Origin of the sequence: Pseudomonas carassii (assembly GCF_036324045.1) — a bacterium.
Taxonomy (GTDB): domain Bacteria; phylum Pseudomonadota; class Gammaproteobacteria; order Pseudomonadales; family Pseudomonadaceae; genus Aquipseudomonas; species Aquipseudomonas peradeniyensis.
In genome coordinates this window covers 135,325-160,771 of the sequence record NZ_JAZDCT010000001.1, presented here as the reverse complement: position 1 = coordinate 160,771, position 25,447 = coordinate 135,325, and the positions used below count along the sequence as shown (strand labels likewise).

Annotated in this window: 23 protein-coding genes; 19 read left to right on the top strand and 4 right to left on the bottom strand. The window is 63.5% G+C overall.

Translation table 11 applies throughout. The features are described 5' to 3' along the window. Window positions 1-3 precede the first annotated feature (3 nt). From fliO to V0R62_RS00595, 19 genes are all read left to right on the top strand, one after another. Complete coding sequence (gene fliO / locus V0R62_RS00685) at window positions 4-444, top strand: flagellar biosynthetic protein FliO (protein WP_330102413.1); 441 nt, start codon at window positions 4-6, stop codon at window positions 442-444. Beyond that, window positions 444-1,199 (top strand): flagellar type III secretion system pore protein FliP, encoded by a 756-nt coding sequence (gene fliP / locus V0R62_RS00680; RefSeq protein WP_028692803.1) that lies wholly within the window; start codon window positions 444-446, stop codon window positions 1,197-1,199. The genes fliO and fliP overlap by 1 nt, the downstream gene beginning before the upstream one ends. A 21-nt stretch (window positions 1,200-1,220) precedes the next feature. Beyond that, window positions 1,221-1,490: a flagellar biosynthesis protein FliQ gene (fliQ, locus tag V0R62_RS00675; RefSeq protein WP_023630488.1), complete on the top strand. Its 270-nt coding sequence runs from the start codon at window positions 1,221-1,223 to the stop codon at window positions 1,488-1,490. A gap of 7 nt (window positions 1,491-1,497) precedes the next feature. After that, window positions 1,498-2,274, top strand: a complete 777-nt coding sequence (gene fliR / locus V0R62_RS00670) for a flagellar biosynthetic protein FliR (protein ID WP_028692804.1) — start codon at window positions 1,498-1,500, stop codon at window positions 2,272-2,274. Window positions 2,275-2,276: 2 nt separating this feature from the next. Further along, window positions 2,277-3,419, top strand: a complete 1,143-nt coding sequence (flhB, locus tag V0R62_RS00665) for a flagellar biosynthesis protein FlhB (RefSeq protein ID WP_330102318.1) — start codon at window positions 2,277-2,279, stop codon at window positions 3,417-3,419. A gap of 263 nt (window positions 3,420-3,682) precedes the next feature. Continuing rightward, complete coding sequence (flhA, locus tag V0R62_RS00660; protein ID WP_096048357.1) at window positions 3,683-5,812, top strand: flagellar biosynthesis protein FlhA; 2,130 nt, start codon at window positions 3,683-3,685, stop codon at window positions 5,810-5,812. A gap of 11 nt (window positions 5,813-5,823) precedes the next feature. Continuing rightward, window positions 5,824-7,137, top strand: coding sequence for a flagellar biosynthesis protein FlhF (gene flhF, locus V0R62_RS00655; RefSeq protein ID WP_330102317.1), 1,314 nt, complete (start codon window positions 5,824-5,826; stop codon window positions 7,135-7,137). A gap of 114 nt (window positions 7,138-7,251) precedes the next feature. Continuing rightward, window positions 7,252-8,085: a flagellar synthesis regulator FleN gene (gene fleN / locus V0R62_RS00650; RefSeq protein WP_016393812.1), complete on the top strand. Its 834-nt coding sequence runs from the start codon at window positions 7,252-7,254 to the stop codon at window positions 8,083-8,085. After that, window positions 8,082-8,822 carry an RNA polymerase sigma factor FliA gene (gene fliA, locus V0R62_RS00645; RefSeq protein WP_028691004.1) on the top strand — a complete coding sequence of 247 codons (741 nt, stop codon included), beginning with the start codon at window positions 8,082-8,084 and terminating at the stop codon, window positions 8,820-8,822. The genes fleN and fliA overlap by 4 nt, the downstream gene beginning before the upstream one ends. Window positions 8,823-8,925: 103 nt before the next feature. Next, on the top strand, window positions 8,926-9,300 hold the full coding sequence (locus V0R62_RS00640) for a chemotaxis response regulator CheY (RefSeq protein WP_023630863.1): 375 nt from the start codon (window positions 8,926-8,928) through the stop codon (window positions 9,298-9,300). A gap of 19 nt (window positions 9,301-9,319) precedes the next feature. After that, complete coding sequence (locus tag V0R62_RS00635; RefSeq protein WP_330102316.1) at window positions 9,320-10,108, top strand: protein phosphatase CheZ; 789 nt, start codon at window positions 9,320-9,322, stop codon at window positions 10,106-10,108. A gap of 12 nt (window positions 10,109-10,120) precedes the next feature. Continuing rightward, a complete protein-coding gene (locus V0R62_RS00630; protein WP_330102315.1) occupies window positions 10,121-12,337 on the top strand; it encodes a chemotaxis protein CheA in 2,217 nt (738 codons plus the stop codon). Between the two features lie 45 nt (window positions 12,338-12,382). Beyond that, window positions 12,383-13,507, top strand: a complete 1,125-nt coding sequence (locus tag V0R62_RS00625) for a protein-glutamate methylesterase/protein-glutamine glutaminase (protein WP_280081390.1) — start codon at window positions 12,383-12,385, stop codon at window positions 13,505-13,507. After that, window positions 13,507-14,247, top strand: coding sequence for a flagellar motor protein (locus V0R62_RS00620; protein ID WP_186735477.1), 741 nt, complete (start codon window positions 13,507-13,509; stop codon window positions 14,245-14,247). Before V0R62_RS00625 ends, V0R62_RS00620 begins: the two co-directional genes overlap by 1 nt. A 3-nt stretch (window positions 14,248-14,250) precedes the next feature. Then, window positions 14,251-15,108, top strand: a complete 858-nt coding sequence (motD, locus tag V0R62_RS00615; RefSeq protein WP_186735479.1) for a flagellar motor protein MotD — start codon at window positions 14,251-14,253, stop codon at window positions 15,106-15,108. Window positions 15,109-15,186: 78 nt separating this feature from the next. Continuing rightward, a complete protein-coding gene (locus tag V0R62_RS00610) occupies window positions 15,187-15,975 on the top strand; it encodes a ParA family protein (protein ID WP_028691011.1) in 789 nt (262 codons plus the stop codon). After that, complete coding sequence (locus V0R62_RS00605) at window positions 15,975-16,895, top strand: CheW domain-containing protein (RefSeq protein WP_330102314.1); 921 nt, start codon at window positions 15,975-15,977, stop codon at window positions 16,893-16,895. The genes V0R62_RS00610 and V0R62_RS00605 overlap by 1 nt, the downstream gene beginning before the upstream one ends. 67 nt (window positions 16,896-16,962) lie before the next feature. Further along, window positions 16,963-17,442: a chemotaxis protein CheW gene (locus V0R62_RS00600; RefSeq protein WP_003254393.1), complete on the top strand. Its 480-nt coding sequence runs from the start codon at window positions 16,963-16,965 to the stop codon at window positions 17,440-17,442. A gap of 1 nt (window position 17,443) precedes the next feature. Next, window positions 17,444-17,839, top strand: a complete 396-nt coding sequence (locus tag V0R62_RS00595) for a DUF2802 domain-containing protein (protein ID WP_330102313.1) — start codon at window positions 17,444-17,446, stop codon at window positions 17,837-17,839. A 32-nt stretch (window positions 17,840-17,871) separates the two neighbouring features. Here the strand turns inward: V0R62_RS00595 and V0R62_RS00590 are convergent, their stop codons facing one another. The 4 genes from V0R62_RS00590 to fliK form a co-directional block, all read right to left on the bottom strand. Beyond that, window positions 17,872-20,577 (bottom strand): dermonecrotic toxin domain-containing protein, encoded by a 2,706-nt coding sequence (locus V0R62_RS00590; RefSeq protein ID WP_330102312.1) that lies wholly within the window; start codon window positions 20,575-20,577, stop codon window positions 17,872-17,874. Window positions 20,578-20,692: 115 nt separating this feature from the next. After that, the gene (locus V0R62_RS00585) at window positions 20,693-23,401 is read right to left on the bottom strand and encodes a dermonecrotic toxin domain-containing protein (protein ID WP_330102311.1); all 2,709 of its coding nucleotides are present in this window, start codon (window positions 23,399-23,401) and stop codon (window positions 20,693-20,695) included. Between the two features lie 121 nt (window positions 23,402-23,522). Next, on the bottom strand, window positions 23,523-23,867 hold the full coding sequence (locus V0R62_RS00580; RefSeq protein WP_330102310.1) for an EscU/YscU/HrcU family type III secretion system export apparatus switch protein: 345 nt from the start codon (window positions 23,865-23,867) through the stop codon (window positions 23,523-23,525). After that, window positions 23,864-25,432, bottom strand: a complete 1,569-nt coding sequence (gene fliK / locus V0R62_RS00575; protein ID WP_330102309.1) for a flagellar hook-length control protein FliK — start codon at window positions 25,430-25,432, stop codon at window positions 23,864-23,866. The genes V0R62_RS00580 and fliK overlap by 4 nt, the downstream gene beginning before the upstream one ends. Window positions 25,433-25,447: the final 15 nt, after the last annotated feature.

The following is a 25,447-nucleotide window of genomic DNA, read 5'->3' as shown; positions in this document are numbered from 1 at the left end:
CGCATGGTGCGGGGCTTCACCGCCCTCGGTGCATTGCTGGTCAGCGAAGTGGTGATCGCGGCCGCCGAGCCCAACGCCTCGGCGGCCGCGCCGTTGCCCGGCGGCTTGGGTGCGCAGTTGGCGCAGATGGTCTTCGGCCTGCTGCTGGTGGTGGGGCTGATCTTCTTCCTGGCCTGGCTGCTGCGGCGCATGCAGGGCAATGCCCAGCGTGGTGCCCAGGTGATCGAGATCGTCGGCAGCCGGGCCATCGGCCCGCGCGACCGGTTGCTGCTGGTGCAGGTGGGCAAGGAGCAGATCCTGATCGGCCACAGCCCCGGTAGCATCGAAGCCTTGCATGTGCTGGCCGAGCCCGTGGAGGTGCCCGCCGCGGCGCGCCAGGCCACGCCGGAATTCGCCCAGCGGCTGCTCGAGCTGATGGGCAAGGATCATAAGGACAAGACGTGATGAGCGGCGCGCTGCGCTTTTTGTTGACCCTGGCGCTGCTGCTGGCCGCGCCGTTGGCCCTGGCCGCCGACCCACTGTCGATCCCGGCCATCACCCTGTCCAGTGGGGCGGACGGGCAGCAGGAATATTCGGTCAGCCTGCAGATCCTGCTGATCATGACGGCGCTGAGTTTCATTCCGGCGTTCGTCATCCTGATGACCAGCTTCACCCGCATCATCATCGTCTTCTCCATCCTGCGCCAGGCCCTGGGTCTGCAGCAGACGCCGTCGAACCAGGTGCTCACCGGCATGGCGCTGTTCCTGACCATGTTCATCATGGCGCCGGTGTTCGACCGGGTGAACAAGGACGCCCTGCAGCCCTACCTGGCCGAGCAGATGACCGCCCAGCAGGCCATCGACAAGGCCCAGGGGCCGTTGAAGGACTTCATGCTGGCGCAGACCCGGCAGAGCGACCTCGACCTGTTCATGCGCCTGTCCAAGCGCACCGACATCGCCGGCCCCGACCAGGTGCCGCTGACGATCCTGGTGCCGGCGTTCGTCACCTCCGAGCTCAAGACCGCGTTCCAGATCGGCTTCATGATCTTCATCCCGTTCCTGATCATCGACATGGTGGTCGCCAGCGTACTGATGGCCATGGGTATGATGATGCTGTCGCCGCTGATCATTTCGTTGCCGTTCAAGATCATGCTGTTCGTGCTGGTAGATGGCTGGGCGCTGATCATGGGCACCCTGGCCGGCAGTTTCGGTGGCGTCTGACGCCGCCAAGGAGAGCCTTGCATGACACCTGAAGTCGCTGTCGACCTGTTCCGTGATGCGTTGTGGCTGACCACCCTGATGGTAGCCGTGCTGGTGGTGCCGAGCTTGCTGATCGGCCTGGTGGTGGCGATGTTCCAGGCCGCCACGCAGATCAACGAGCAGACCCTGAGCTTCCTGCCGCGCCTGCTGGTGATGCTGATCACGCTGATCGTCGCCGGACCCTGGCTGGTGCAGAAGTTCATGGAGTACTTCATCGGCCTGTACACCAGCATCCCGCAGCTGATCGGTTGAGGCCGCCATGCTGGAACTGACCGACACGCAGATCGGCACCTGGGTCGCCACCTTCATCCTGCCGTTGTTCAGGGTGATGGCGGTACTGATGACCATGCCGATCTTCGGCACCAAGATGCTGCCGGCGCGGGTGCGCCTGTATGCCGCAGTGGCGATCACCGTGGTCATCGTGCCGGGGTTGCCGCCACTGCCCGAAATCGATCCGTTGAGCGTGCGCGGCGTGCTGCTGTGCGCCGAGCAGGTCATCGTCGGCGCGTTGTTCGGCTTTTCCCTGCAGTTGCTGTTCCAGGCCTTCGTCATCGCCGGGCAGATCGTCGCCGTGCAGATGGGCATGGCCTTCGCCTCCATGGTTGATCCGGCCAACGGCGTCAACGTCGCGGTGATCAGCCAGTTCATGACCATGCTGGTGAGTGTGCTGTTCCTGCTGATGAATGGGCATCTGGTGGTATTCGAGGTGCTGACCGAGAGTTTCACCACGCTGCCGGTGGGCAGTGCCCTGGTGGTCAACCATTTCTGGGAGATCGCCGGGCGCCTGAGCTGGGTGCTGGGTGCTGCGCTGCTGTTGATCCTGCCGGCGATCGCCGCGCTGCTGGTGGTCAACATCGCCTTCGGCGTGATGACCCGCGCCGCGCCGCAGCTGAACATCTTCTCCATCGGTTTTCCGCTGACCCTGGTGCTGGGCATGGGGATCTTCTGGGTCGGCCTGGCCGACATCCTTCCACACTACCAGGCACTGGCCAGCGAAGCGCTGCAGTGGCTGCGTGAACTGGCACGGGCGCGCTGAGCATGGCAGAGAGCGAAAGCGGTCAGGACAAGACAGAGGAACCCACCGAGAAGCGCAAACGCGACTCGCGGGAGAAAGGTGAGGTCGCCCGCTCCAAGGAGCTGAACACGGTCGCGGTTACGCTGGCGGGCGCTGGTGGCTTGCTGGCGTTCGGCGGTTATCTGGCGGAAACGTTGATGACCCTGATGCGCATGAACTTCAGCCTGACGCGCGAAGTGATCGTCGATGAGCGCAGCATGGGCGCGTTCCTGCTGGCCTCGGGCAAGATGGCGATCTGGTCGGTGCAACCGATCCTGATCCTGCTGTTCGTGATTTCCTTCGTTGCGCCTATTGCCCTGGGCGGCTTCCTGTTCTCCGGGAGCCTGCTGCAGCCGAAGTTCAGCCGGATGAACCCATTGTCGGGGATCAAGCGCATGTTCTCGATGAACGCGCTGACCGAGCTGCTCAAGGCCATGGCGAAGTTCATCATGATCCTGCTGGTGGCGCTGCTGGTGCTGGCCAGCGACCGCGAGGCGCTGCTGGCTATCGCCAACGAGCCGCTGGAGCAGGCGATCATCCATGCGGTGCAGGTGGTGGGCTGGAGCACCTTGTGGATGGCGGCGGGGTTGCTGCTGATTGCCGGGCTGGATGTGCCGTACCAGCTGTTCCAGACGAACAAGAAGATGAAGATGACCAAGCAGGAGGTCAAGGACGAGTACAAGGACAGTGAAGGCAAGCCCGAGGTCAAGCAGCGGATCCGGCAGTTGCAGCGGGAGATGTCGCAGCGGCGGATGATGGCGGCGGTGCCGGAGGCGGATGTGATCATCACTAACCCGACTCACTACGCGGTGGCTCTGCAGTACAACCCGGACAAGGGTGGGACGGCGCCGTTGCTGGTGGCCAAGGGGACCGATTTCGTTGCCTTGAAGATTCGTGAGATCGGGGTCGAGCATAACGTGCAGATACTCGAGTCGCCGGCCCTGGCGCGGGCGATCTATTACTCCACCGAGATGGAGCAGGAGATTCCGGCGGGGTTGTACCTGGCGGTGGCGCAGGTGTTGGCCTATGTGTTCCAGATTCGGCAGTATCGGGCTGGTAGGGGGAAGGCGCCGGAGCCGTTGAAGAAGGATTTGCCTATTCCTGAGGATTTGCGGCGGGACAGTTAAGTTTGTTAGTTTGTTAGTTTGTTGGTTTTGGAAGTTGTATGCGCATTCATTTGCGATGTTGACGCATAGTCACCATCGCCAATGAATGCGCATAAAAGATCCAAAACAATCATCCCCGAACCCGAACCCGAACCCGAACCCGAACCCGAACCCGAACCCGCCCCCCCCGAAAACCCCACCCCCCAGAAAAGTTGGAAAGCTTCTTGCAAAGGCAGCGCCAGCCGCCACACAGGCGTCAAAGTTTTGCTTGAAGAGGAATCGCGGTGGATCGCACTCAGTTAATCAGCAGCGCCCGTAACAACCTGGCCGGTCTCGGCCGGGGCAACCTCGGCGTGCCGCTGCTCCTGCTGGTGATGCTGGCAATGATGATGTTGCCGATCCCGCCGTTCCTGCTCGACGTGTTCTTCACCTTCAACATCGCCCTGTCGATCGTGGTCCTGCTGGTCTGCGTCTACGCCCTGCGACCCCTGGATTTCGCCGCGTTCCCCACCATCCTGCTGGTGGCCACGCTGCTGCGCCTGGCGCTGAACGTCGCCTCCACCCGCGTGGTCATGCTCCATGGCCAGGAAGGCCACGGCGCCGCGGGCAAGGTGATCCAGGCCTTCGGTGAGGTGGTGATCGGCGGCAACTACGTCGTCGGTGCGGTGGTGTTCGCCATCCTCATGATCATCAACTTCGTCGTGGTGACCAAGGGCGCCGGGCGCATTTCCGAGGTGAGCGCGCGCTTCACCCTCGACGCCATGCCCGGCAAGCAGATGGCCATCGACGCCGACCTAAACGCCGGCCTGATCGACCAGGCCCAGGCCAAGTCCCGCCGCGCCGAGGTCGCCCAGGAGGCCGAGTTCTACGGCTCCATGGACGGTGCCAGCAAGTTCGTCCGCGGTGACGCCATCGCCGGCCTGCTGATCCTCTTCATCAACCTCATCGGCGGCATGCTCATCGGCATGCTGCAGCACAACATGACCTTCGCCGACGCCGGCAAGGTCTACGCCCTGCTGACCATCGGTGACGGTTTGGTGGCGCAATTGCCATCGCTGCTGCTGTCCACCGCGGCCGCGATCATGGTCACCCGCGCCTCGGGTTCCGAGGACATGGGCAAGCTGATCAACCGGCAGATGTTCGACTCGCCGAAGGCGCTGGGCGTGTCGGCCGCGCTGATGATCATCATGGGTCTGGTCCCAGGCATGCCGCATGTCGCCTTCCTCAGCCTCGGCGCGCTGGCCGGTGGTGGCGCTTACCTGGTGTGGAAGAAACAGCAGAAGGCCAAGGTCGTCGCCCAGCAAGAGGCCCAGCGCCAGCAAGACCTGCTGCCATCGCCCCAGCGCGCCATGGAAACCAAGGAGCTGGGCTGGGACGACGTCACCCCCATCGACATGATCGGCCTGGAAGTCGGCTATCGCCTGATCCCGCTGGTGGACCGCAACCAGGGCGGTCAGCTGCTGGCGCGGATCAAGGGCGTGCGCAAGAAGCTTTCCCAGGACCTGGGCTTCCTCATGCCGACCGTGCACATCCGCGACAACCTCGACCTGCAACCCAGTGCCTACCGCCTGACGCTGATGGGTGTGATCCTGGCCGAAGCCGAGATCTACCCGGACCGGGAGCTGGCGATCAACCCCGGCCAGGTGTTCGGTACCCTCAACGGCATCGCCTCGCGCGATCCGGCGTTCGGCCTGGAGGCAGTGTGGATCGATGTCGGCCAGCGCGCCCAGGCGCAATCGCTGGGCTACACCGTGGTCGACGCCAGCACCGTGGTCGCCACCCACCTCAACCAGATCCTGCAGAAGCACTGCCACGAGCTGATCGGGCACGAGGAGGTGGTGCAGCTGCTGCAGGTGCTGGCCAAGGTCTCGCCGAAACTGGCCGAAGAGGTGGTGCCGGGTGTCATTTCCTTGTCGGGCCTGCTCAAGGTCCTGCAGGCATTGCTTGCCGAACAGGTGCCGGTGCGTGACATCCGCAGCATTGCCGAAGCCATCGCCAACAACCCGACGAAGAGTCAAGATACCGCCGCGCTGGTGGCGCTGGTGCGGGTCGGATTGTCCCGCGCCATCGTGCAAAGCATTGTCGGCGTTGAGTCCGAGCTGCCTGTGATTACCTTGGAGCCAAGGTTGGAACAGATCTTGCTCAATAGTCTGCAAAGGGCCGGGCAGGGTCAGGAAGATGGTGTTCTTCTTGAACCAAGCATGGCCGAAAAGCTTCAGCGCTCGTTGATCGAGGCGGCCCAGCGTCAGGAAATGCAGGGCCAGCCGGCCATCCTCTTGGTTGCCGGCCCGATCCGCGCCATGCTGTCGCGCTTCGGTCGCCTGGCTGTACCGAATTTGCATGTTTTGGCGTATCAGGAAATACCTGACAACAAGCAAGTCACCATCGTTGCCACCGTGGGCCCGAACGGCTGAGGTAGTGGGTTATGCAAGTTAAGCGTTTTTTCGCCGCCGATATGCGTCAGGCCATGAAGCTGGTCCGGGATGAGCTCGGCTCCGACGCCGCCATCATCGGTAACCGGCGCATCGCTGGCGGTGTCGAACTGACGGCTGCGCTGGACTACAAGCTGTCCGCCTTGGCCCCACGCGTGCCCAATGCGGAACTCGAGGACGAACTGCGCAAGACCCAGTCGCGCATCGTCACCGCCCAGGCCGAACTGACCGGGCGCAGCGATGCCGTCGAGGGCGGCAACCGTCAGCTGTTCGCCGGTCAGTCGCTGACCGCGTCCGAACCGTTGATCGAGCCGCATGTCGATGAGCCCGCCCCGGTTGTCGCCGCGGCACCGGCCCCGGTCGATCCGCGCCTGTTCGACGCCATGCGCTTCGAGCTGACCGGCCTGCGCGAGCTGCTGGAAGTCCAGCTCGGCTCGCTCGCCTGGAGCCAGCTGCAAGGCAGCAAGCCGCAGCAGGCCAACCTCTGGCGCCGCCTGCAGCGCCTCGGTCTGTCCGGCGGCCTGGCGCGCGAACTGCTCGACCTCACCGCCGAGATCGAAGAGCCGCGTCACGCCTGGCGCATGGTCCTGGCGCACCTGGCGCGGATGATCGACGTGCCCGAGATCGAACCGATCGAGGAGGGCGGGGTTATCGCCATGGTTGGTCCGGCCGGCATGGGCAAGACCACCACCCTGGCCAAGCTGGCTGCACGCTATGTGCTCAAGTACGGCGCGAACAACCTGGCGCTGGTGAGCATGGACAGCTTCCGCATTGGCGCCCAGGAGCAGCTCAAGACTCTCGGGCGCATCCTCAACGTGCCGGTCACCTATGTCGACCCGGGCGAGTCGCTGGCCCAGGCGCTGGAGCCGCTGCTGCGCAAGCGCGTGGTGCTGATCGACACCGCTGGCCTGCAGGCCAGCGACCCGGCGCTGCGCATGCAGCTGGAGACCCTGGCCGGGCGCGGCATCGCCGCCAAGAATTACCTGGTGCTGGCGACCACCAGCCAGAAGCAGGTGCTCACCGCCGCCTACCACAGCTACAAGCGCTGCGGCCTGGCCGGTTGCATCCTGACCAAGCTCGATGAAACGGCATGTCTCGGTGAAGTGCTGAGCCTTGCCATCAGTCATGAACTGCCGGTGGCCTATCTGACCGATGGGCCGCGCATTCCTGACGACCTGCAACTGCCGCGCAAGCACCAGCTGGTGAGTCGCGCGGTCAGCGTGCAGTTGCAGGACGAGCCCAGCGACGAGGCGATGGCCGACATGTTCGCTGATCTCTACCATAACCCTGGCAAGCGTGCGGGTTGAGGGTGAATACTGTGCAAAGTACCTACATCATGGGGTTGCCCGGCCGGACCGTGGCCTTGAACGTTCAGCCCCTCATGTGGCCTGGGTCCAAGCGAGACAAGGTAAAGAACAGACATGGGTAGCATGCATCCCGTACAGGTGATCGCCGTGACCGGTGGCAAAGGTGGCGTCGGCAAGACTAACGTTTCAGTGAACCTGTCCCTGGCGCTGGCCGAGCTCGGCCGTCGGGTCATGTTGCTGGACGCCGACCTGGGCCTGGCCAATGTCGACGTTCTGCTGGGGCTCACGCCCAAGCGCACCCTGGCCGATGTCATCGAGGGTCGCTGCGAGCTGCGCGATGTGCTGCTGCAGGGGCCCGGGGGGGTGCGCATCGTCCCGGCGGCCTCCGGCACCCAGAGCATGGTGCACCTGGCGCCGGCTCAACATGCCGGCCTGATCCAGGCCTTCAGCGAGATCGGCGACAACCTCGACGTGCTGGTGATAGACACCGCCGCGGGTATCGGTGACTCGGTGGTCAGCTTCGTCCGCGCCGCCCAGGAGGTGCTGCTGGTGGTGTGCGACGAGCCCACCTCGATCACCGATGCCTACGCCCTGATCAAGCTGCTCAACCGCGACTACGGGATGAATCGGTTCCGCGTGCTGGCCAACATGGCCCAGAGTCCGCAGGAAGGGCGCAACCTGTTCGCCAAGTTGACCAAGGTCACGGATCGCTTCCTTGACGTCGCCCTACAATACGTCGGCGCCGTGCCGTACGACGAGTGTGTGCGCAAGGCCGTGCAGAAGCAGCGGGCGGTCTACGAGGCCTTCCCGCGGTCCAAGTGCGCGCTGGCCTTCAAGGCCATTGCGCAGAAGGTCGACAGCTGGCCGCTGCCTGCCAACCCGCGCGGACACCTGGAATTTTTCGTCGAGCGCCTGGTGCAGCCCACCAGTGCAGGGCCGGTGCTATGAACGCGAGCGGTTTCAAGATGTACAGCAAGGCCGCCAAGGACGCTCAATACGAGCTGATCGAGCGCTACGCGCCGCTGGTCAAGCGCATCGCCTACCACCTGCTGGCGCGCTTGCCGGCCAACGTCCAGGTCGAGGACCTGATCCAGGCCGGGATGATCGGCCTGCTGGAAGTGGCCAACAAATACGACGCCAGCAAGGGCGCCAGTTTCGAAACCTATGCCGGCATCCGCATTCGCGGCGCCATGCTCGACGAGGTGCGCAAGGGCGACTGGGCACCGCGCTCGGTGCACCGCAACACGCGTATGGTCAGCGACGCGATTCGCTGTGTTGAAGCAAAGACTGGGCGCGACGCTAAAGATCACGAGGTTGCTGCCGAACTCCAATTGAGTCTCGATGATTACTACGGGATTCTGAACGACACCTTGGGCAGTCGCCTGTTCAGTTTCGACGACCTGTTGCAGGACGGCGAACACGAGGGGCTGCACGAGGACGGAGCCAGCGGCCAGTTGGAGCCATCGCGGGACCTGGAGGACGAGCGCTTCCAGGCCGCCCTGGCCGATGCGATCGCCAACCTGCCGGAGCGCGAGCGCCTGGTCCTGGCGCTGTACTACGACGAAGAGCTGAACCTCAAGGAAATCGGTGAGGTCCTGGGGGTCAGCGAATCGCGTGTCAGCCAGTTGCACAGCCAGTGCGCGGCGCGTCTGCGCAGTCGCCTGGGGGAATGGCGGGCGCGTTGAACCAGGTTTGATGCAGTCGTTTTTTTGTGGTGCCGAATTGATTGAGCGCGCGCTCGGCGCCGAGCGCGTTTAAGACTGCTTGGAGGTCTAATTGAACAAAGACATGAAAATCCTCATCGTTGACGACTTCTCGACGATGCGGCGGATCATCAAGAACCTGTTGCGTGACCTGGGTTTCACCAACGTCAAGGAAGCTGATGACGGCAACACGGCACTGCCGATGCTCACCAGTGAACACTTCGACTTCCTGGTAACCGACTGGAACATGCCGGGCATGACCGGTATCGACCTGCTGCGCGCTGTCCGCGCGGACGAGCGCCTCAAGCACCTGCCGGTGTTGATGGTCACCGCCGAAGCCAAGCGCGAGCAGATCATCGAAGCTGCCCAGGCCGGTGTAAACGGCTATGTGGTCAAGCCTTTCACCGCCCTGGCGTTGAAAGAAAAGATCGAAAAGATCTTCGAACGCGTCAACGGCTGAGTCACGTCTGGGGGGCGCAATGGAGTCAACCAACAACTCTTTGGGTGAGTTCGAATCAACCCTGAAGAAGCATGCCCAGGAACTGGTCGAGAGCCTCGAGCGCGGCCGGTTCGGTGATGCGGTGCAGCTGATCCACCAACTGAACCAGACCCGCGACCGCGGGCTGTATCAGGAAGTCGGCAAGCTCACCCGCGAACTGCACAGCGCAATCGTCAACTTCCAGATCGACCCGGCCATGCCGCAGGCCGAGGAAGTGTCGCAGATTACCGATGCCGCCGAACGCCTCTCCTACGTGGTTCGCCTCACCGAAGGCGCGGCCAACCGCACCATGGACCTGGCGGAGGCGTGCACCCCGGTGCTCAACGACCTTGCCACCGAGGCCCAGAGCCTGTCCGCCGATTGGCAGCGCTTCATGCGCCGCGAGGTGGCAGCGCCGGAATTCCGTGAGCTGGTCAAGCGTGTGGACAGTTTTCTGACGCACAGCGCCGAAGGTAATCAGAAGGTCGCCGGCCATCTCAACGATATCGTCCTGGCCCAGGATTATCAGGATCTCACCGGCCAGGTGATCAAACGGGTGACCACGCTGGTCACCGAAGTCGAAAGCAATCTGCTCAAGCTCGTGCTGATGGCAAGCCAGGTCGACCGCTTTGCCGGGATCGAACATGACCACCAGCAGCTGCGCGCTGAAAAAGATCAAGAAAAACATCCGACTCGGGGTGAAGGTCCGCAGATTCATGCCGATAAGCGTGAAGACGTCGTGTCCAGCCAGGACGATGTCGACGATCTGTTGTCCAGCCTGGGTTTTTAAGGAGCACGTTTAATGAGCTTCGGCGCCGATGAAGAAATCCTTCAGGATTTCCTGGTAGAAGCCGGCGAAATCCTCGAGCAACTGTCCGAGCAATTGGTCGAGCTGGAAAGCCGGCCCGATGACGCGGACCTGCTCAACGCGATTTTCCGCGGTTTCCACACTGTAAAAGGGGGCGCCGGCTTCCTTCAGCTCAATGAGTTGGTGGAGTGCTGCCACATTGCCGAGAACGTGTTCGACATCCTGCGCAAAGGTGAGCGCCGGGTTGACGCGGAACTGATGGACGTGGTGCTCGAGGCCCTCGACACGGTCAACAGCATGTTCGGCCAGGTGCGCGAGCGTACCGATGTCACGCCGGCCACGCCGGAACTGCTGGCTGCGCTGTCGCGCCTGGCCGAGCCCGGTGGCGCTGAAGCACCGGCCCCGGTGGTTGAGGAGGCGCCCGTGGTGGAAGCCGCGGCTGCCGAGCCCGACATCACCGATACCGAGTTCGAGCAACTGCTTGACTCGCTCGATGCGGTCAAGGCTGAAGCTCAGGCTCATGAACAACTGCAGGGTGAAGAAATCAGCGGTGGCGGTGACGAGATCACCGACGCTGAGTTCGAGTCGCTGCTCGACCAGCTGCACGGCAAGGGCCAGTTCTCGGCCGATGCCGCCGTCAGCGCGCCTGCGGCCGCCGCCCCGGCCAGCGATGAGATCACCGACGATGAGTTCGAGTCGCTGCTCGACCAGTTGCACGGCAAAGGCACCTTCGCCGTCGACGCACTGCCAGGCGCCGCTGCGCCAGCGGCCAGTGCCGCACCCGCTGCAGGCGACGAGAGCATCAGCGAACACGAATTCGAGGCCCTGCTCGACCAGTTGCACGGCAAGGGCAAGTTCTCCGGTGACGCAGTCACCGCCGAAGCGCCTGCCGCTGCCGTTGCCGCACCTGTCGCGGCCAAGGCCGAGGCCAAGCCAGTTGCCAAGCCGGCCCCCGCGCCTGCTGCAGCTCCAGCTGCCGCCAAGCCTGCCGCTCCAGCCCGCGCCCCGGCGCCGGCCGCCGAGAAGCACGGCGCCAGCGAGGCGGAAACTACCGTGCGGGTCGATACCGCGCGCCTGGACGAGATCATGAACATGGTCGGCGAACTGGTGCTGGTGCGTAACCGCCTGGTGCGCCTGGGGCTCAACAGCGGCGACGAGGCCATGTCCAAGGCCGTGTCCAACCTCGACGTGGTCACTGCCGACCTGCAGACCGCGGTCATGAAGACCCGCATGCAGCCGATCAAGAAGGTCTTCGGGCGCTTCCCGCGCCTGGTTCGCGACCTGGCCCGCCAGTTGAAGAAAGAGATCAACCTGGAGCTGGTCGGCGAAGAGACCGACCTGGACAAGAACCTGGTCGAGGCGCTGGCCGACCCGTTGGTGCACTTGGTGCGCAACGCCGTCGACCATGGTGTCGAGATGCCGGACGAGCGCGAGGCCTCGGGCAAGTCGCGCATGGGCCGGGTGGTGCTGTCCGCCGAGCAGGAAGGCGACCACATCCTGCTGTCGATCTCCGACGACGGCAAGGGCATGGACCCGAGCATCCTGCGCGCCAAGGCCGTGGAAAAGGGCCTGATGGACAAGGACGCGGCCGATCGTCTGAGCGAGTCGGACTGCTACAACCTGATCTTCGCCCCAGGCTTCTCGACCAAGACAGAGATCTCCGACGTGTCCGGCCGCGGCGTCGGCATGGACGTGGTGAAGACCAAGATTTCCCAGCTCAACGGCTCGATCAACATCTTCTCGGCCAAGGGCCAGGGGTCGAAGATCGTCATCAAGGTGCCGCTGACCCTGGCGATCATGCCGACCCTGATGGTGATGCTGGGCAACCAGGCGTTCGCCTTCCCGCTGGTCAACGTCAACGAGATCTTCCACCTCGACCTGTCGCGCACCAACGTGGTCGACGGCCAGGAAGTGGTGATCGTGCGCGACAAGGCGCTGCCGCTGTTCTATCTCAAGCGCTGGCTGGTCCAGGACCACGAGCACGAGGAGCAGCACGAAGGCCATGTGGTGATCCTGTCGGTCGGCACCCAGCGCATCGGCTTCGTGGTCGACCAGTTGGTCGGCCAGGAAGAGGTGGTGATCAAGCCGCTGGGCAAGATGCTGCAGGGGACCCCGGGCATGTCCGGCGCGACCATCACCGGTGACGGGCGGATCGCGCTGATCCTCGACGTTCCGAGCATGCTCAAGCGTTACGCCGCCCGGCGTATTTGATTTCGGTGGCGTACCCTGGCGGGTGCGCCGCCTAATGGAGTGTTTATGGCAGTCAAGGTCCTGGTGGTGGATGATTCCGGTTTCTTCCGCCGCCGTGTCTCGGAAATTCTCTCGGCGGACCCGACGATCCAGGTCGTGGGTACCGCGACCAACGGCAAGGAAGCGATCGACCAGGCGCTGGCGCTCAAGCCCGATGTCATCACCATGGACTATGAAATGCCCATGATGGACGGCATCACCGCGGTGCGGCACATCATGCAGCGCTGCCCGACGCCGGTGCTGATGTTCTCCTCGCTGACCCACGAAGGCGCCCGCGTCACCCTCGACGCCCTGGACGCCGGCGCGGTCGACTACCTGCCGAAGAACTTCGAGGACATCTCGCGCAACCCGGAAAAGGTCAAGCAGATGCTGTGCGAGAAGGTCCACACCATCTCGCGCAGCAACCGCCGTTTCAGCGCCTATTCCAGCCCGGCGCCGGCTGCCGCGCCAGCTCCGGCCAGCAGCCATGCGCCGGCAAGCAGCTTCGCCAGTACCGCACCTGCGCGCACGGCAGCTCCGGCACGTGCCGCGGCACCGGCCGCCGCGCACTCGCCGGCACCCAAGCGCAAGCCGTACAAGCTGGTCGCCATCGGCACCTCCACGGGTGGTCCTGTGGCGCTGCAGCGGGTGCTGACCCAACTGCCCGCCGGATTCCCGGCGCCGATCGTGCTTATCCAGCACATGCCGGCGGCCTTCACCAAGGCCTTCGCCGAGCGCCTGGACAAACTGTGCAAGATCAGCGTCAAGGAAGCCGAGGACGGTGACGTGCTGCGTCCGGGCCTGGCGCTGCTGGCCCCGGGTGGCAAGCAGATGATGGTCGACGGCCGTGGCACGGTGAAGATCCTGCCGGGTGACGAGCGCCTGAACTACAAGCCCTGCGTCGATATCACCTTCGGTTCCGCCGCCAAGTCCTATGGCGACAAGGTGCTCTCGGTGGTGCTCACCGGCATGGGCGCCGACGGTCGCGAAGGCGCGCGCCTGCTCAAGCAGGGCGGCAGCACCGTATGGGCGCAGGATGAAGCCAGCTGCGTGATCTATGGCATGCCCATGGCCATCGTCAAGGCCAACCTGGCCGATGCCGTGTACAGTCTGGACGAGATCGGCAAGCACCTGGTCGAGGCCTGCGTCTGATGGATGTGTTGAGCCTTATCGGCCTGATCCTCGCCTTTGTCGCCATTGTCGGCGGCAACTTCCTCGAGGGCGGCCACGTCGGTGCACTGATCAACGGCCCGGCGGCATTGATCGTGCTAGGCGGCACCCTGGCGGCGGCGCTGCTGCAGTCGCCGCTGTCGTCGTTCAAGCGCGCGCTGCAGATCGTGCGCTGGATCTTCTTCCCGCCGCGAGTGGACCTGCCCGGTGGCATCGACCGGGTGGTGAACTGGAGCCTGACCGCACGCAAGGAAGGCCTGCTGGGCCTGGAAGGCGTCGCCGACGCCGAGCCCGATCCCTATGCGCGCAAGGGCCTGCAACTGCTGGTCGACGGCGCCGAGCCGGAAGCCATTCGCAGCATCCTCGAAGTCGACTTCCTGACCCAGGAAGCCCGCGACATCCAGGCCGCCAAGGTGTTCGAGAGCATGGGCGGCTACGCGCCGACCATCGGTATCATCGGTGCGGTGATGGGTCTGATCCACGTGATGGGCAACCTGGCCGATCCGTCGCAACTGGGCAACGGCATTGCCGTGGCCTTCGTTGCCACCATCTACGGCGTGGCCAGCGCCAACCTGATCCTGCTGCCGGTCGCCAACAAGCTCAAGGCCATCACCCTGCGCCAGTCGCGCTACCGCGAGATGCTGCTCGAGGGCCTGCTGTCGATCGCCGAAGGCGAGAACCCGCGCTCGATCGAGCTGAAGCTGCAAGGCTTCATGGAGTAAGCCATGGCCCGTCGTCGCAAGATCGAAGAGCACGAGAACCACGAGCGCTGGCTGGTCTCGTACGCCGACTTCATCACCCTGCTGTTCGCCTTCTTCGTGGTCATGTACTCGATCTCGTCGATCAACGAGGGCAAGTACAAGCAGATTTCCCAGGCGCTGATCGGGGTGTTCAACGACCCCGAGCGCAGCATGAAGCCGATCCCCATCGGTGATGAGCGGCCACTGAGCGTCAAGCCCGCAGAGCCGCTGATCAAGGACAGCGAGCAGACCGACGCGGGCCTGGCGCAGACCAGCGTCGATCCGCTCAAGACCATCACCGACGACGTCCGCGACGCCTTCGGCGACCTGATCAAGTCCAACCAGATGACCGTGCGCGGTAACGAACTGTGGGTGGAGATCGAGCTCAACTCCTCCTTGCTGTTCGCCAGCGCCGACGCCATGCCCAGCGATGTCGCCTTCGAGATCATCGAGAAGGTGGCGAAGATCCTCAGGCCGTTCGCCAACCCGGTGCACGTCGAGGGCTTCACCGACAACCTGCCGATTCGCACCGCCCAGTATCCGACCAACTGGGAGCTGTCGTCGGCACGGGCGGCGAGCATCGTCCGGCTGCTGGCCATGGAAGGGGTCAGCCCGGGGCGCATGGCCTCGGTGGGGTATGGCGAGTACCAGCCGGTGGCCAGCAACGACACGGCTGACGGGCGTGCGCGCAACCGCCGGGTGGTGCTGGTGATCTCGCGTAACCTGGAGGTGCGCCGCAGCCTGACCGGCAGTGGCAGCGCCAATGCCACCCCGGATGCGGCGATGCGCCGGGCTGGCACACAAAGTGCACCAGCCTCGCCAGCACCGTCGACCGGGGGCTGATTTCGTCAAATCCCCGTCACTGAAATTCACACCGTTCCCGGGAGGGCAGGCGGCCATACCGGGAGGAAGCAACGCACGATGAGAGTCTGGGCAGTAGCCAATCAAAAAGGTGGCGTCGGCAAGACCACCACCACCATCGCCCTGGCCGGCCTGCTGGCCGAGGCGGGCAAGCGCGTGGTCGTGGTCGACCTCGACCCGCACGGCTCGATGACCAGCTACTTCGGGCACAACCCCGATGCGCTCGAGCACAGCTGCTACGACCTGTTCCTGCACAAGGGCACGGTGCCCGAGGGCTTGCCGGGTCAGTTGCTGTTGCCGACCAGCGACGAGCGTATCTCGCTGCTGCCGTCGAGCACCGCGCTGGCGGTGCTCGAGCGCCAGTCGCCGGGGCAGAGTGGCCTGGGCCTGGTGATCGCCAAGAGTCTGGCGCAGCTGTGGCAGGATTTCGACTTCGCCCTGATCGACAGCCCGCCCTTGCTGGGCGTGCTGATGGTCAACGCCCTGGCCGCCAGCCAGCAGTTGGTGATCCCGGTGCAGACCGAGTTTCTTGCGGTCAAGGGCTTGGAGCGCATGGTCAGCACCCTGGGCATGATCAACCGCTCGCGCAAACAGGCGCTGCCCTACCAGATCGTCCCAACCCTGTTCGACCGCCGCACCCAGGCATCGCTGGGCACCTTGAAGGTGCTGCGTGACACTTATGGCGACCAGGTCTGGCAGGGCTACATTCCGGTGGATACGCGCCTGCGTGACGCCAGCCGCAACGGCGTCACGCCTTCACAGTTCGACGGCAAGAGCCGTGGCGTGGTGGCCTACCGTGCACTGCTCAAGCACCTGCTCACCTACCGCTCCGCATTGCAGGTGGCGTGATGAACCAGGCACGGCACATCACCACCAAACCACAGATGGCCTTGCAGTCCTATCTCGATGGGCTGCTGCAGGAGGCTACCGAGTCGTTCGAGCTGCCGCCGGAGCCACAAGTCCCCGTCGTGCAGCCTGTCGAACCGGCACCCGGCGATGACTTCGAAGCCGCGGTCCGCGAGGAGCAGGCCCGTGACGCCCAGCGCCAGTCAGTGCCGGCTCCATCTGCTGCGCGGCCCTTTGCCGAGCCGCAGGCCAAGGTCCTGCCGACCGTGCTGCCGCCTGCCGCGCCGGTGGTGGAACCGGTGGTCGCCGTGGTCGAGACCGAGGTGGTGGCTGAAGCCAGCATCCCGGTCCTGAGTGACATCCAGGCCATCGAACCCGTGGCGCCGCTGGTGGAGCTGCACGTGCCAGCGGCACCCGCCGCGCCAACGCCGCCGGCCAGCGTCGATGGCCGTCCGGATTGGGCTGCCGAGCCGTTCGAATGCCTGTTGTTCGATGTCGCCGGGCTGACCCTGGCGGTACCGCTGGTGTGCCTGGGGTCGATCTACACCCTGGCCGGCCAGGAGCTGACGCCGCTGTTCGGCCAGCCGGACTGGTTCCTCGGCATCCTCACCTGCCAGGCGGGCAACCTCAAGGTGCTCGACACGGCGCGCTGGGTGATGCCGGACCGCTACCGCGACGATTTCCGCCAGGGCCTGCAATACGTGATTTCCGTGCAGGGTTATGAGTGGGGGTTGGCCGTGCATCAGGTCAGCCGCTCGCTGCGCCTTGACCCGAACGAGATCAAGTGGCGCAGCCAGCGCGGTCAACGCCCGTGGCTGGCCGGCACGGTGATCGAACACATGTGCGCGCTGCTCGACGTCGCCGAACTGGCCGAGCTGATCGCCAGTGGCGCGGTCAAGCAGATGAACACCAAACACAACTGAATCAACGCCGCTACTGCCGCGGCAACACAGAGCACACCGCCAATGGCGGATTTTGAGGGCTAGGGGAATGAAAAAGTCGTCTGCACAAGGTTCCGAAGATCCGATCCTGCAGTGGGTAACCTTCCGTCTGGACAACGAGTCCTACGGTATCAACGTCATGCAGGTGCAGGAAGTCCTGCGCTACACCGAGATCGCCCCGGTTCCGGGCGCCCCCAGCTATGTACTGGGCATCATCAACCTGCGCGGTAATGTGGTGACCGTGATCGACACCCGCCAGCGCTTTGGCCTGATGCCGACAGAAGTCACCGACAACACCCGCATCGTCATCATCGAGGCGGACAAGCAAGTGGTCGGCATCCTCGTCGACAGCGTCGCCGAAGTGGTCTACCTGCGTCAGTCGGAGATCGAGACTGCGCCGAACGTCGGCAACGAAGAGTCGGCCAAGTTCATCCAGGGCGTTTGCAACAAGAACGGCGAACTGCTGATCCTGGTCGAGCTGGACAAGATGATGACCGAGGAAGAGTGGTCCGAGCTGGAGAACATCTGAGTTGATCTTCGAGGTTGCTGTCATCTTCCTGGCGCTGCTGTGGGCGCTGAGCCTGTGGTTCTTCCTCAACTACAGCAAGCGCCAGCGCGAGCTGGCCGCCCAGCAGGCCCAGGGCGATGTGCTGCGTGACCAGCGCATCAAGGACCTGGCCAAGCGCCTGGACGACTACCAGAACGGCACCGTGCGCATGGGCGAGGCGATCCATGAACTGCGCGCGGTGGTTGCGCCGTTGCCCGAGAAGCTGCAGCAACTGGAGCAGCGCGACCCCAACAGCGTCACCTTCGCCCAGGCCGCCAAGCTGGTGGGGATGGGCGCGAGCGTCGAGGAGCTGACCCAGACCTGCGGGTTGACCCAGGCCGAGGCGCAGTTGATGAGCAAGCTGCACCGCGGCGAATGATGAACCGGGCGACGCAAGTCGCCCGGCTTGTATCAGGGTTTCGCCCACGAGTTGTTGTTGCCTACCGTCACAAGGTCTCTTAGCGCCTGGTCGGTACGCTGCGCTTCGGAAATGGCGGCGTGGGCTGGACCTGTGAGAAAGGTGAAGTCTTTCTGAGGGACTGACTCCAGCTTGGTGATTTGTCGCAAGATGCGCAGTCTGGACAGATCCTCGTAGTCCTCATCATCAATCACATCGTTGAGGACGCCAGGTCCGGTCATCTCGTTCAGTTTCCTGGCATAGATTTCGTGATCGGGTGCGCCATACAACGGCCTGTTGTCATAGAAATTCGGGTTGTCCTCGAAGCGTTTGAGCATCTCATCGGAGATAGCGTCCAACGTATCGTTCCCCGCATGACTGCCAATCAAGCTGTTGGAGTAGGCGCAATGCATGCCCAAACGCGCATTGTCCATCGGGGCGCCCAGCACAAGACCATTTTGCGTTGCTTTCAAGGGCGTCGAGGCGATCAGTGCATCGGCGTCCGGATGATCACCAAGGGTGCGCAAGGTGTCGTCTATGTCTATATAAACGCCGCCTTCGCTGTTGAGTAACGGGTAGCGAAGTACGTCACAGGCCGACGCATAATTTCCACCTTTGATGGCCTTCTCGTATTGCTCGAAGTAAGGACTTTCCTGGAAGTCATCGTAGAACGCTTGATCTTCCAGTGGCAGTATCTGCAGATTCTCAGCATGCCTGAGCAGCGCGGCACGGTTGATGCCGTATGCATCCGAATCGGCATTGGACAGATATATCCGGTAGGGGGTTCTGGAGCGCAGTAAACCCCTGGCGTTGGCTTCCACGGTCTTTAGCAGATTGTCGGGGATGATTTTGTCACCGATCCAGATATTCAGGATCTGCTTGGGAAGTTCGAACATTTCGCTGGAGGGCGTGGGGATTTCGATGGGGAGCTGCAGGTCGACGCCTAGCCCGCGCAATGTCCTCATGCGCATGTCGTCGGTGACTGGGCGGTTTGTGACATCGATGACTTCCAGGCCGTTGCTCTGGTCGGAAACCTGATAATAGGTTGGCGATTCACTCTTGTTGTTCGGCCTGCGGACGAATGCATCGTGTTCACCGTCGTAGCGCACATTGAACTTCGCTTCTTCAAGCGTTGCCTCCATATGCTTTACGCCATTGCTGTCAATGAATCGGGTGATCCAGTTGCCCAGATGACTATCTTGTGGAAGTGCTATTGGCTCTGGAGGTGAGGCGAAAAATTGCGCTGCCCCCTCTTCGGGTAACCTGGGCGGATCCATGGGGCTAAGGGGATAGCCCAACTGATCGTTCACTCGCGTTGGCATGATGAATCGTGGGTTTTTGCCAGGGAACAGGATTTTCACGCGAGTTGCCGCCTGCAGGACCAGGGGGGTGGCATTGAGCAGGCCGAACTCGATGTTGTCCACTCCGTCGTCCTTGTCCTCCAGCGTCTTGCCGTTGATTACCTGGTCGATCCCCAGGCCGAACTGCGCTATGCCACCGACGGCCAGCAGCGGTATGAGTTCAGGAACTACCAGCGCCAAGGGCGCCAGCAGGTTGATCGAGGTCATCAGGTAGTCACGCCAGCGGGCCTTGGTCACTTGCGTCTTGCTGGTGATGATGAAGTCGGCGTCGGCGTAACTGCGCTTGCGTTGGCGCAGCGTGAGGGCTTCGAACAAGTCGCCTTCTATCAATGGGCTGTACTTGTGAGCCTTGTAGTTGACGTAGTCCCTGGGCGGCCAGGGACCATCGACGGTGAAGCCAGGTCGATTGGGCGACCGGGTATGGAAGCGCGGGTAGGTGCCAAGACCGTCCAGCGCGGTATCCAGCCCGCTGAAGTCCAGGCCGTCGGGGGTGTCGGCCAGTTTGAAATACTGACGTAGGCGCTGGCGTTTTTCGCTGGAACGGCACTGTTCGGCGAACCAGTCCTTCAGGGCGTTCATGTCGTCGAATTCATGGAAGGGCGATGAGTTGCCCGGCAGGTACAGCAGTACTTGCTGATGTGCTGGGTCAGCAATCTGGATGATGTCGGTGGCGGCGTAGCCATAGACATTCAAAGGCCTGATTTCCAGGCCGGAAGCTCTCGGCATGAGTCCCGCCGCTTGCCAGGCCAACTGACGGCCAGCGTCACTCAAGGAGCCTTCCTGGACCTGTTTGTTACAGGCGGCGATAAAGCTTATTTGCAGAGACTGTGGATGGGTTTTCCTGGTCTTTTGCCAATACTCGTCCAGCATCGTGACGAAGCGGGTATGCAGGTCCAGATCCCAGATGAACCGTTGCATGGCCTCGACATCGACCGGTAGGTGCGTGGTGCTGTCGTAGCGGGCCGGGGTGGACCTGCGGAAGATACCGTTGTAGACCGAGAAGCGTGCGCTGTTGTCGAACGGTCCGAGCGCTGGCAGCTGTTCGACAATGGTCAGCGGGCCGACTGGCAGGGTACCTGCCCAGCTACCAGGGAATAGCTGACCGATCAGGTTCTTGTCGCTTTCACCTTGCCAGTTCGAGAGCACCGCCTGGGTGAGCGAAAGTCGCTGGGCAATCATGGCCTGATTACCCCGGTAGTGCAGGGTGACGACGTCGGTCTGGTCGGGGTCAAGCTGATGTTGCTCTTGCTCAGCCCATTCACGAATTGCCTTGGCGGCATATAGGCCAGGCCTGGGAATATTCTGCAGGTGAAGGCGGATGAATTGTTCGCCCGCGATATTTACAAAAGTGGAAGCCATTGGAATCGATCCGTGTGGATAAATGAGGCCCCACGGTAGCGACGGCGATTACCCAAGCTTGCGTATATGTTTACCACCTGATGATAAGGGCGACCGTCAGGCCGCCCCTGTTGCATCAGGGCTTGGCCCAGGAGTGGTAGTTGCCGACTTCGGCTACATGGTTGAGCGGTATGTCGGCTGTCGCGGCTTCACGCAAGGCTTGCTCGATGGGGGCGACCAGGTACATCGCATTGTGTTGCGGCAAGGCGTGCAAGTTGATGATCTGTCGTATTGCCCGCAGCCGTGGCAGGTGCTGGTCGATGACATCGTTCAGCAGGCCGGGTCCGGTCATGTAACTCAGGCGCAAGGCATAGGCATCGAATTCGGGGCCCCTCACTACCGGCCTGTTGCCGTAAAAGTCACGATTGACCAGGTAGCGCTCGTGCATGGCGTCCGAGATCGCTCGCAGTGTCGGATTGCCGGCATGGCTGCCGACCATATTGGTGTTGTATTGGCAGTGCATTCCCAGCGAGTCGTTGTTCATTGGGGCGCCCAGCACCAGGCCGTCAGGCGTGGTGGCCAGGGGCACTGAGTCGATCGCGGCGCGATTGGGGTTGTCTGGCTGAGCCGGGTCGGCGAGCAAGGTATCGTCGACGTCCAGGTACAAGCCGCCTTCCTCGGCGAGCAAGGGATAGCGCAGGATGTCGGATGCCGACGAGTAATTTGCGCCAGTGCCGCCAACGGCATCGCGATACTGTGCAAAGTACTTGCTGTCGCGGAACCTCGCGAAGAAAGGTTGCTCCTCCAGGGGCAGTACATCGAGATTCGGTGCCTGCGCGGCGAGTAGCCTCAGGTTTTCGCTGAAGGCCTGGGCATTGGCGTTGGACAGGAACAGCTGATAGGCATACTGGCTGTTTGTCAGGCGCTGCTGATTGCGTGCCAGCGTGGTCAACAGTTTGGGCGCGATCACCTTGTCGCCTACCCAGATGCTCGAGATCTTCCGTGGGATCGGCTGGCGCAGGTGTGCCTCGAAGGGGGGGATTTCCAGGGGCAGTTGCACATCCACGCCCATGGCGCGCAGGCTGTTCATGCGCATCGCGTCGGTGACTGTACGGGCGTTCGGGTTCATCTCGACCAGCCCGTGGTTTTCAGTCGAGACCTGGTAGTAGGTGGGGTTCACCTCGTTTGCTTCGGACTCGAGGGTGAAGGCATCACGCTCGCTGTCGTAAAGGACCAGTATGTTGTAACCATTGAGCACGGACTGGAGTTGCGCTTCCGAGTCCACGGTGATCGGTACATGCACCAGCCACTGCGTGATGGCGGTATCGCCGCCGGGTATTGGGGGGACTGTCGAGCCGAACAAACCGACCAGTTTGCGTTCCGGTAGCGCAGGCGGTGTGATCGGGCTCAGCGGGTAGCCCAGTTGGTCGTTGAGCCGGCTGGGCAGGACGAAGCGCCTGCCCTTGGCGGGATACAGTACTCGCGCTTGCGCCAATGGGCGCAAGGCAAGCGGTGCAGCGTTCATCAGACCGAACTCGATGTTCGTCACGCCTTCGGCCTTGTCGTCGAGTGACTTGCCGTTGATCGCTTGATCGATCCCGGTCGCGAACTGGGCAATGCCGCCCAAGGCAAGCAACGGCGCGAGTTCCGGCAGCACCACGGCCAAGGGGGCCAGCAGATTGATTGTGCTGACCACATAACCGCGCCAGCGCGCCTTGGTGACTTCCTGATTGCTGGTAATGGTGAAGTCGGCGTCGGCATAGCTGCGCTTGCGCTGGCGCAGGCTCAGGGCTTCGAACAGGTCGCCGCCAAGGTTCGGGCTGTATTTGTCCTGACGGTAGTTGACGTAGTCCCTGGGCGGCCAGCGGCCATCGGTGGTGAGTCCCGATCGGTTTGGCGAGCGATAGTGGATGCCTGGGTAGGCGCCCAGGCCCTCCAGGGCTGTATCCAGGCCACTGAAGTCCAGCCCATCCGGTGTGTCGTCCAAACTGAAGTACTGGCGCAAGCGCTGGCGTTTATCGGTGTTTTGGCACTGCTTGGCGAACCAGTCCTGAAGTGCCGCCATGTTGGTGAACTCGTGAATGGGGGAGGCGTTGCCGGGTAGATAGAGCAGGCAGAGTGGCTGGGATTTGTCGGTGATGCACAGCAGATCGGTGGCGCTGTAGCCGTAGACGTTCAGCGGCCTGATTCGCAGACCAACCGCCCGAGGGGCCAGGCCGGCAGCCTGCCAGGCCAGCTGGCGTGCGTTATCGCTCAACGAGCCTTCGCCCACCTGTTTGTTGCAGGCGGTGATGAAGCTGATCCGCATGGACAGCTGGTGGCCATGCAGGGCGTGCTGCCAGTAGTGGTCCAGCATGGCGGTGAAGCGGGCGTGGAAATCCAGGTCCCAGATGAAGCGCTGCAGGGCTTCGACATCCACGGGCAGGTGCGTCGTGCTGTCGTATTGGCCGTTGCCGGTGCGGCGGAACAGGCCATTGAATACCGAATGATCGGCACCGTTCGCCCATGGCCCGCGAGCCGGCAATCGATCGACTATCTGCAGCGGGCCGGACGGCAGTGTGCCGGACCAATGACCCGGGAGCAGTTGGCCGATCAGGTTCTTGTCGCTCTCGCCTTGCCAGTTCGAGAGCACCGCCTCGGTCAGTGGCAGGCGCTGGACAACGACGGCCTGCTGGCCTCGATAGTGCAGGGTGACGACATCGGTCTGATCCGGATCCAGATCCGAACCCTGCCGGATGGCCCAGTCACGAATGGCTTGGGCGGCGTACTTGTCGGGGCGGGGGATGGCCTGCAGGTGATCGCGGACGAGCTGTACGCCCAGGTGGTTGACGAAAGGTTGAGGCATGATCGAGTTGACCTGTGTTGGGAAAACAGGTGCAACGTTGACCCAACCCTTGGGGTAGGGAGCGGTAATGAATTATCGCGCAAGCACGGCATGAGCCCTCTGGAAACAGGGCCACGCAGGGTCAGTGTGTATCCACGCCCGCCGGCAGGAGCAGTTGCTCGGGCGTGATATCCCGTGGCGGCGCAGGCTGGTCGTCGAAGCCCGCCGGCACCTTGCCGCGCAATTGCCAGGCGAAGGCGATGATCTCGGCGATGGTCAAGTACAGTGCCTCGGGGATCTGCTCGCCCAGTTCCAGCCTTGCCAGCAGGCGCACCAGCTCGGCGTTCTCGTAGATCGGCACTTCATGTTCGCGGGCCAGGGCGAGGATGGCCTCGGCCAGCTCGTCGTCGCCCTTGGCGCTCAGGGTCGGCGCCTGCTGGCCGTCGTAGCTCAGGGCGATGGCCTGGCGTGGTTGCTTGTGCTTCATGCGGTTTCATCCACCCAGCGTTGTTCGAGGCGTGTGCGTGGGCCTTGCGGGGGCATGCCGGGGTGGCACTCCAGCTCGCCGACATCCAGGCCACGGGCCAGCAGGCGCTCGCGCAGGGCGCCCAGTTGGCTGTCGATCAGGCGCGCGGTGCGTTCCTGTTCCGCCCACAACTGGCCGGACAACCGGCCCTGAACCAGTTGCGCCTGGACCTGCAGCGGCCCCAGCGGCGCGAGGTCGAAGGCCAGCTCGATCCGCCACAGGGCCTCCAGCGGCTCGTGCTGTTCGCGCTCGCGGTCGGCCTGTTGCTTCGGGGTTTCCTCGCGCTGTAGCTTGACCTGCAAGGGGACGAATTCCTGGCCATGGCGCACCGGCACTTCGGTCTGCCAGGTGGTTTGCTGGTTGCCGTTCTCCAGGGTGCCGCTCTGTTGCAGGCTGGACAGCGAATGGCTCTGCAGCCGGGAGATAGCGGCGGCGGCCAGGCGCAGCAGCTGTTGCAGGTCACCTTCGCTTTCCAGCTTCTGCAGTAGGCGCGAGGGCAGGGGGAAGGCGCTGGGCAGCGGCCGTGGGCTGACCTGGCCGAGCATGCCCAGGGCGCTGCGAGCAAGGCCTGGCAAGGCCTGGGCTAGGGTGCTGGTGGTCAGCGCGGCGGTCAGCGGTGGATGGCCCGGTACGCTGGGCAGGGCCTGGGCCACCAGCCTGACCAGTTGCGCCTTGAGGTCGGGGGCGATGCCGCCGGTCAGCCCGCCCAGCAGCTTGGCTTCGAAGAACGTGCCGCTGTTGTTGAGAGCCTGGGCCAGGCCCTTCGCATCGCCCAGTTGCTTCGCGTCCGGCAGGCTGGCGAGCAGGCGTTCGGCGCTGGCGCGCAGCTCGGGGTCTGCATCGGGGCTGCTGGCGATCCGTTGCAGGCTGTCGAGCACGCCGGGCAGCGAGGCCTGGAGGTTCTGCTGGGTAGACAGGTGCTGGGTGACGGCCAGCTGGTCCTGGCGGCCGCTCAGGGGCACGAAGCGCAGCGCCTGTTCGCCCTGTACCAGCGCGCTGAGCAGGCTGCCCACGGGAAGCCTGCGCGGGCTGTCGATGGCCAGGGTGGCACCGGCCTGGCTGCTGTTGAGCAGGCTCACCAGCGAGCGGAAGGCGACGGGTACCCCGGGGCTCTGCGGGAGGGCCTGGCTGGTCAGGACCTTGGCCTGCAGCAGGGTGCCGACCGGCATCTCCCGGGTGTCCAGCTGGGTCAGGGTGGCGATGTTGCCGGCAGTGGCCTGTTGCACCATCACCGCCAGTCGGCTGCTCTCGGGCTGGCTGACCATGATCTGGCTGCCGGGTGGCAGGGGTTGGCTGGCGGTGGTCAGCACTTGCGTCTGGTTGCCGTTGGCCTGGGTCAGGCGCAGCAGCATCTGGAACTCCTGGCCGATCTGGCGCAGGGTGACGACCTCGGCTTCGGCGGTTTCTCCCGGCGGCAGCAGGCCGGGCTGGGCTTGCAGCAGGCGCAGCAGTTCGCCGGTCATGGCGGCCCGGGTCGCCTGGGGGCTTAGCGCAGTTTGTGTGCTGAGACTATTGATTTCAGTCATGATTGTATACAACCT

Excerpts from the sequence above, each read along its gene's own strand:
- fliO (WP_330102413.1), top strand. The coding sequence starts at position 4 with ATGGTGCGGGGCTTCACCGCCCTCGGTGCATTGCTGGTCAGCGAAGTG.
- fliP (WP_028692803.1), top strand. The coding sequence starts at position 444 with ATGAGCGGCGCGCTGCGCTTTTTGTTGACCCTGGCGCTGCTGCTGGCC.
- fliQ (WP_023630488.1), top strand. The coding sequence starts at position 1,221 with ATGACACCTGAAGTCGCTGTCGACCTGTTCCGTGATGCGTTGTGGCTG.
- fliR (WP_028692804.1), top strand. The coding sequence starts at position 1,498 with ATGCTGGAACTGACCGACACGCAGATCGGCACCTGGGTCGCCACCTTC.
- flhB (WP_330102318.1), top strand. The coding sequence starts at position 2,277 with ATGGCAGAGAGCGAAAGCGGTCAGGACAAGACAGAGGAACCCACCGAG.
- flhF (WP_330102317.1), top strand. The coding sequence starts at position 5,824 with ATGCAAGTTAAGCGTTTTTTCGCCGCCGATATGCGTCAGGCCATGAAG.
- fleN (WP_016393812.1), top strand. The coding sequence starts at position 7,252 with ATGGGTAGCATGCATCCCGTACAGGTGATCGCCGTGACCGGTGGCAAA.
- fliA (WP_028691004.1), top strand. The coding sequence starts at position 8,082 with ATGAACGCGAGCGGTTTCAAGATGTACAGCAAGGCCGCCAAGGACGCT.
- V0R62_RS00640 (WP_023630863.1), top strand. The coding sequence starts at position 8,926 with ATGAAAATCCTCATCGTTGACGACTTCTCGACGATGCGGCGGATCATC.
- V0R62_RS00635 (WP_330102316.1), top strand. The coding sequence starts at position 9,320 with ATGGAGTCAACCAACAACTCTTTGGGTGAGTTCGAATCAACCCTGAAG.
- V0R62_RS00630 (WP_330102315.1), top strand. The coding sequence starts at position 10,121 with ATGAGCTTCGGCGCCGATGAAGAAATCCTTCAGGATTTCCTGGTAGAA.
- V0R62_RS00625 (WP_280081390.1), top strand. The coding sequence starts at position 12,383 with ATGGCAGTCAAGGTCCTGGTGGTGGATGATTCCGGTTTCTTCCGCCGC.
- V0R62_RS00620 (WP_186735477.1), top strand. The coding sequence starts at position 13,507 with ATGGATGTGTTGAGCCTTATCGGCCTGATCCTCGCCTTTGTCGCCATT.
- motD (WP_186735479.1), top strand. The coding sequence starts at position 14,251 with ATGGCCCGTCGTCGCAAGATCGAAGAGCACGAGAACCACGAGCGCTGG.
- V0R62_RS00610 (WP_028691011.1), top strand. The coding sequence starts at position 15,187 with ATGAGAGTCTGGGCAGTAGCCAATCAAAAAGGTGGCGTCGGCAAGACC.
- V0R62_RS00605 (WP_330102314.1), top strand. The coding sequence starts at position 15,975 with ATGAACCAGGCACGGCACATCACCACCAAACCACAGATGGCCTTGCAG.
- V0R62_RS00600 (WP_003254393.1), top strand. The coding sequence starts at position 16,963 with ATGAAAAAGTCGTCTGCACAAGGTTCCGAAGATCCGATCCTGCAGTGG.
- V0R62_RS00590 (WP_330102312.1), bottom strand. The coding sequence starts at position 20,577 with ATGGCTTCCACTTTTGTAAATATCGCGGGCGAACAATTCATCCGCCTT.
- V0R62_RS00585 (WP_330102311.1), bottom strand. The coding sequence starts at position 23,401 with ATGCCTCAACCTTTCGTCAACCACCTGGGCGTACAGCTCGTCCGCGAT.
- V0R62_RS00580 (WP_330102310.1), bottom strand. The coding sequence starts at position 23,867 with ATGAAGCACAAGCAACCACGCCAGGCCATCGCCCTGAGCTACGACGGC.
- fliK (WP_330102309.1), bottom strand. The coding sequence starts at position 25,432 with ATGACTGAAATCAATAGTCTCAGCACACAAACTGCGCTAAGCCCCCAG.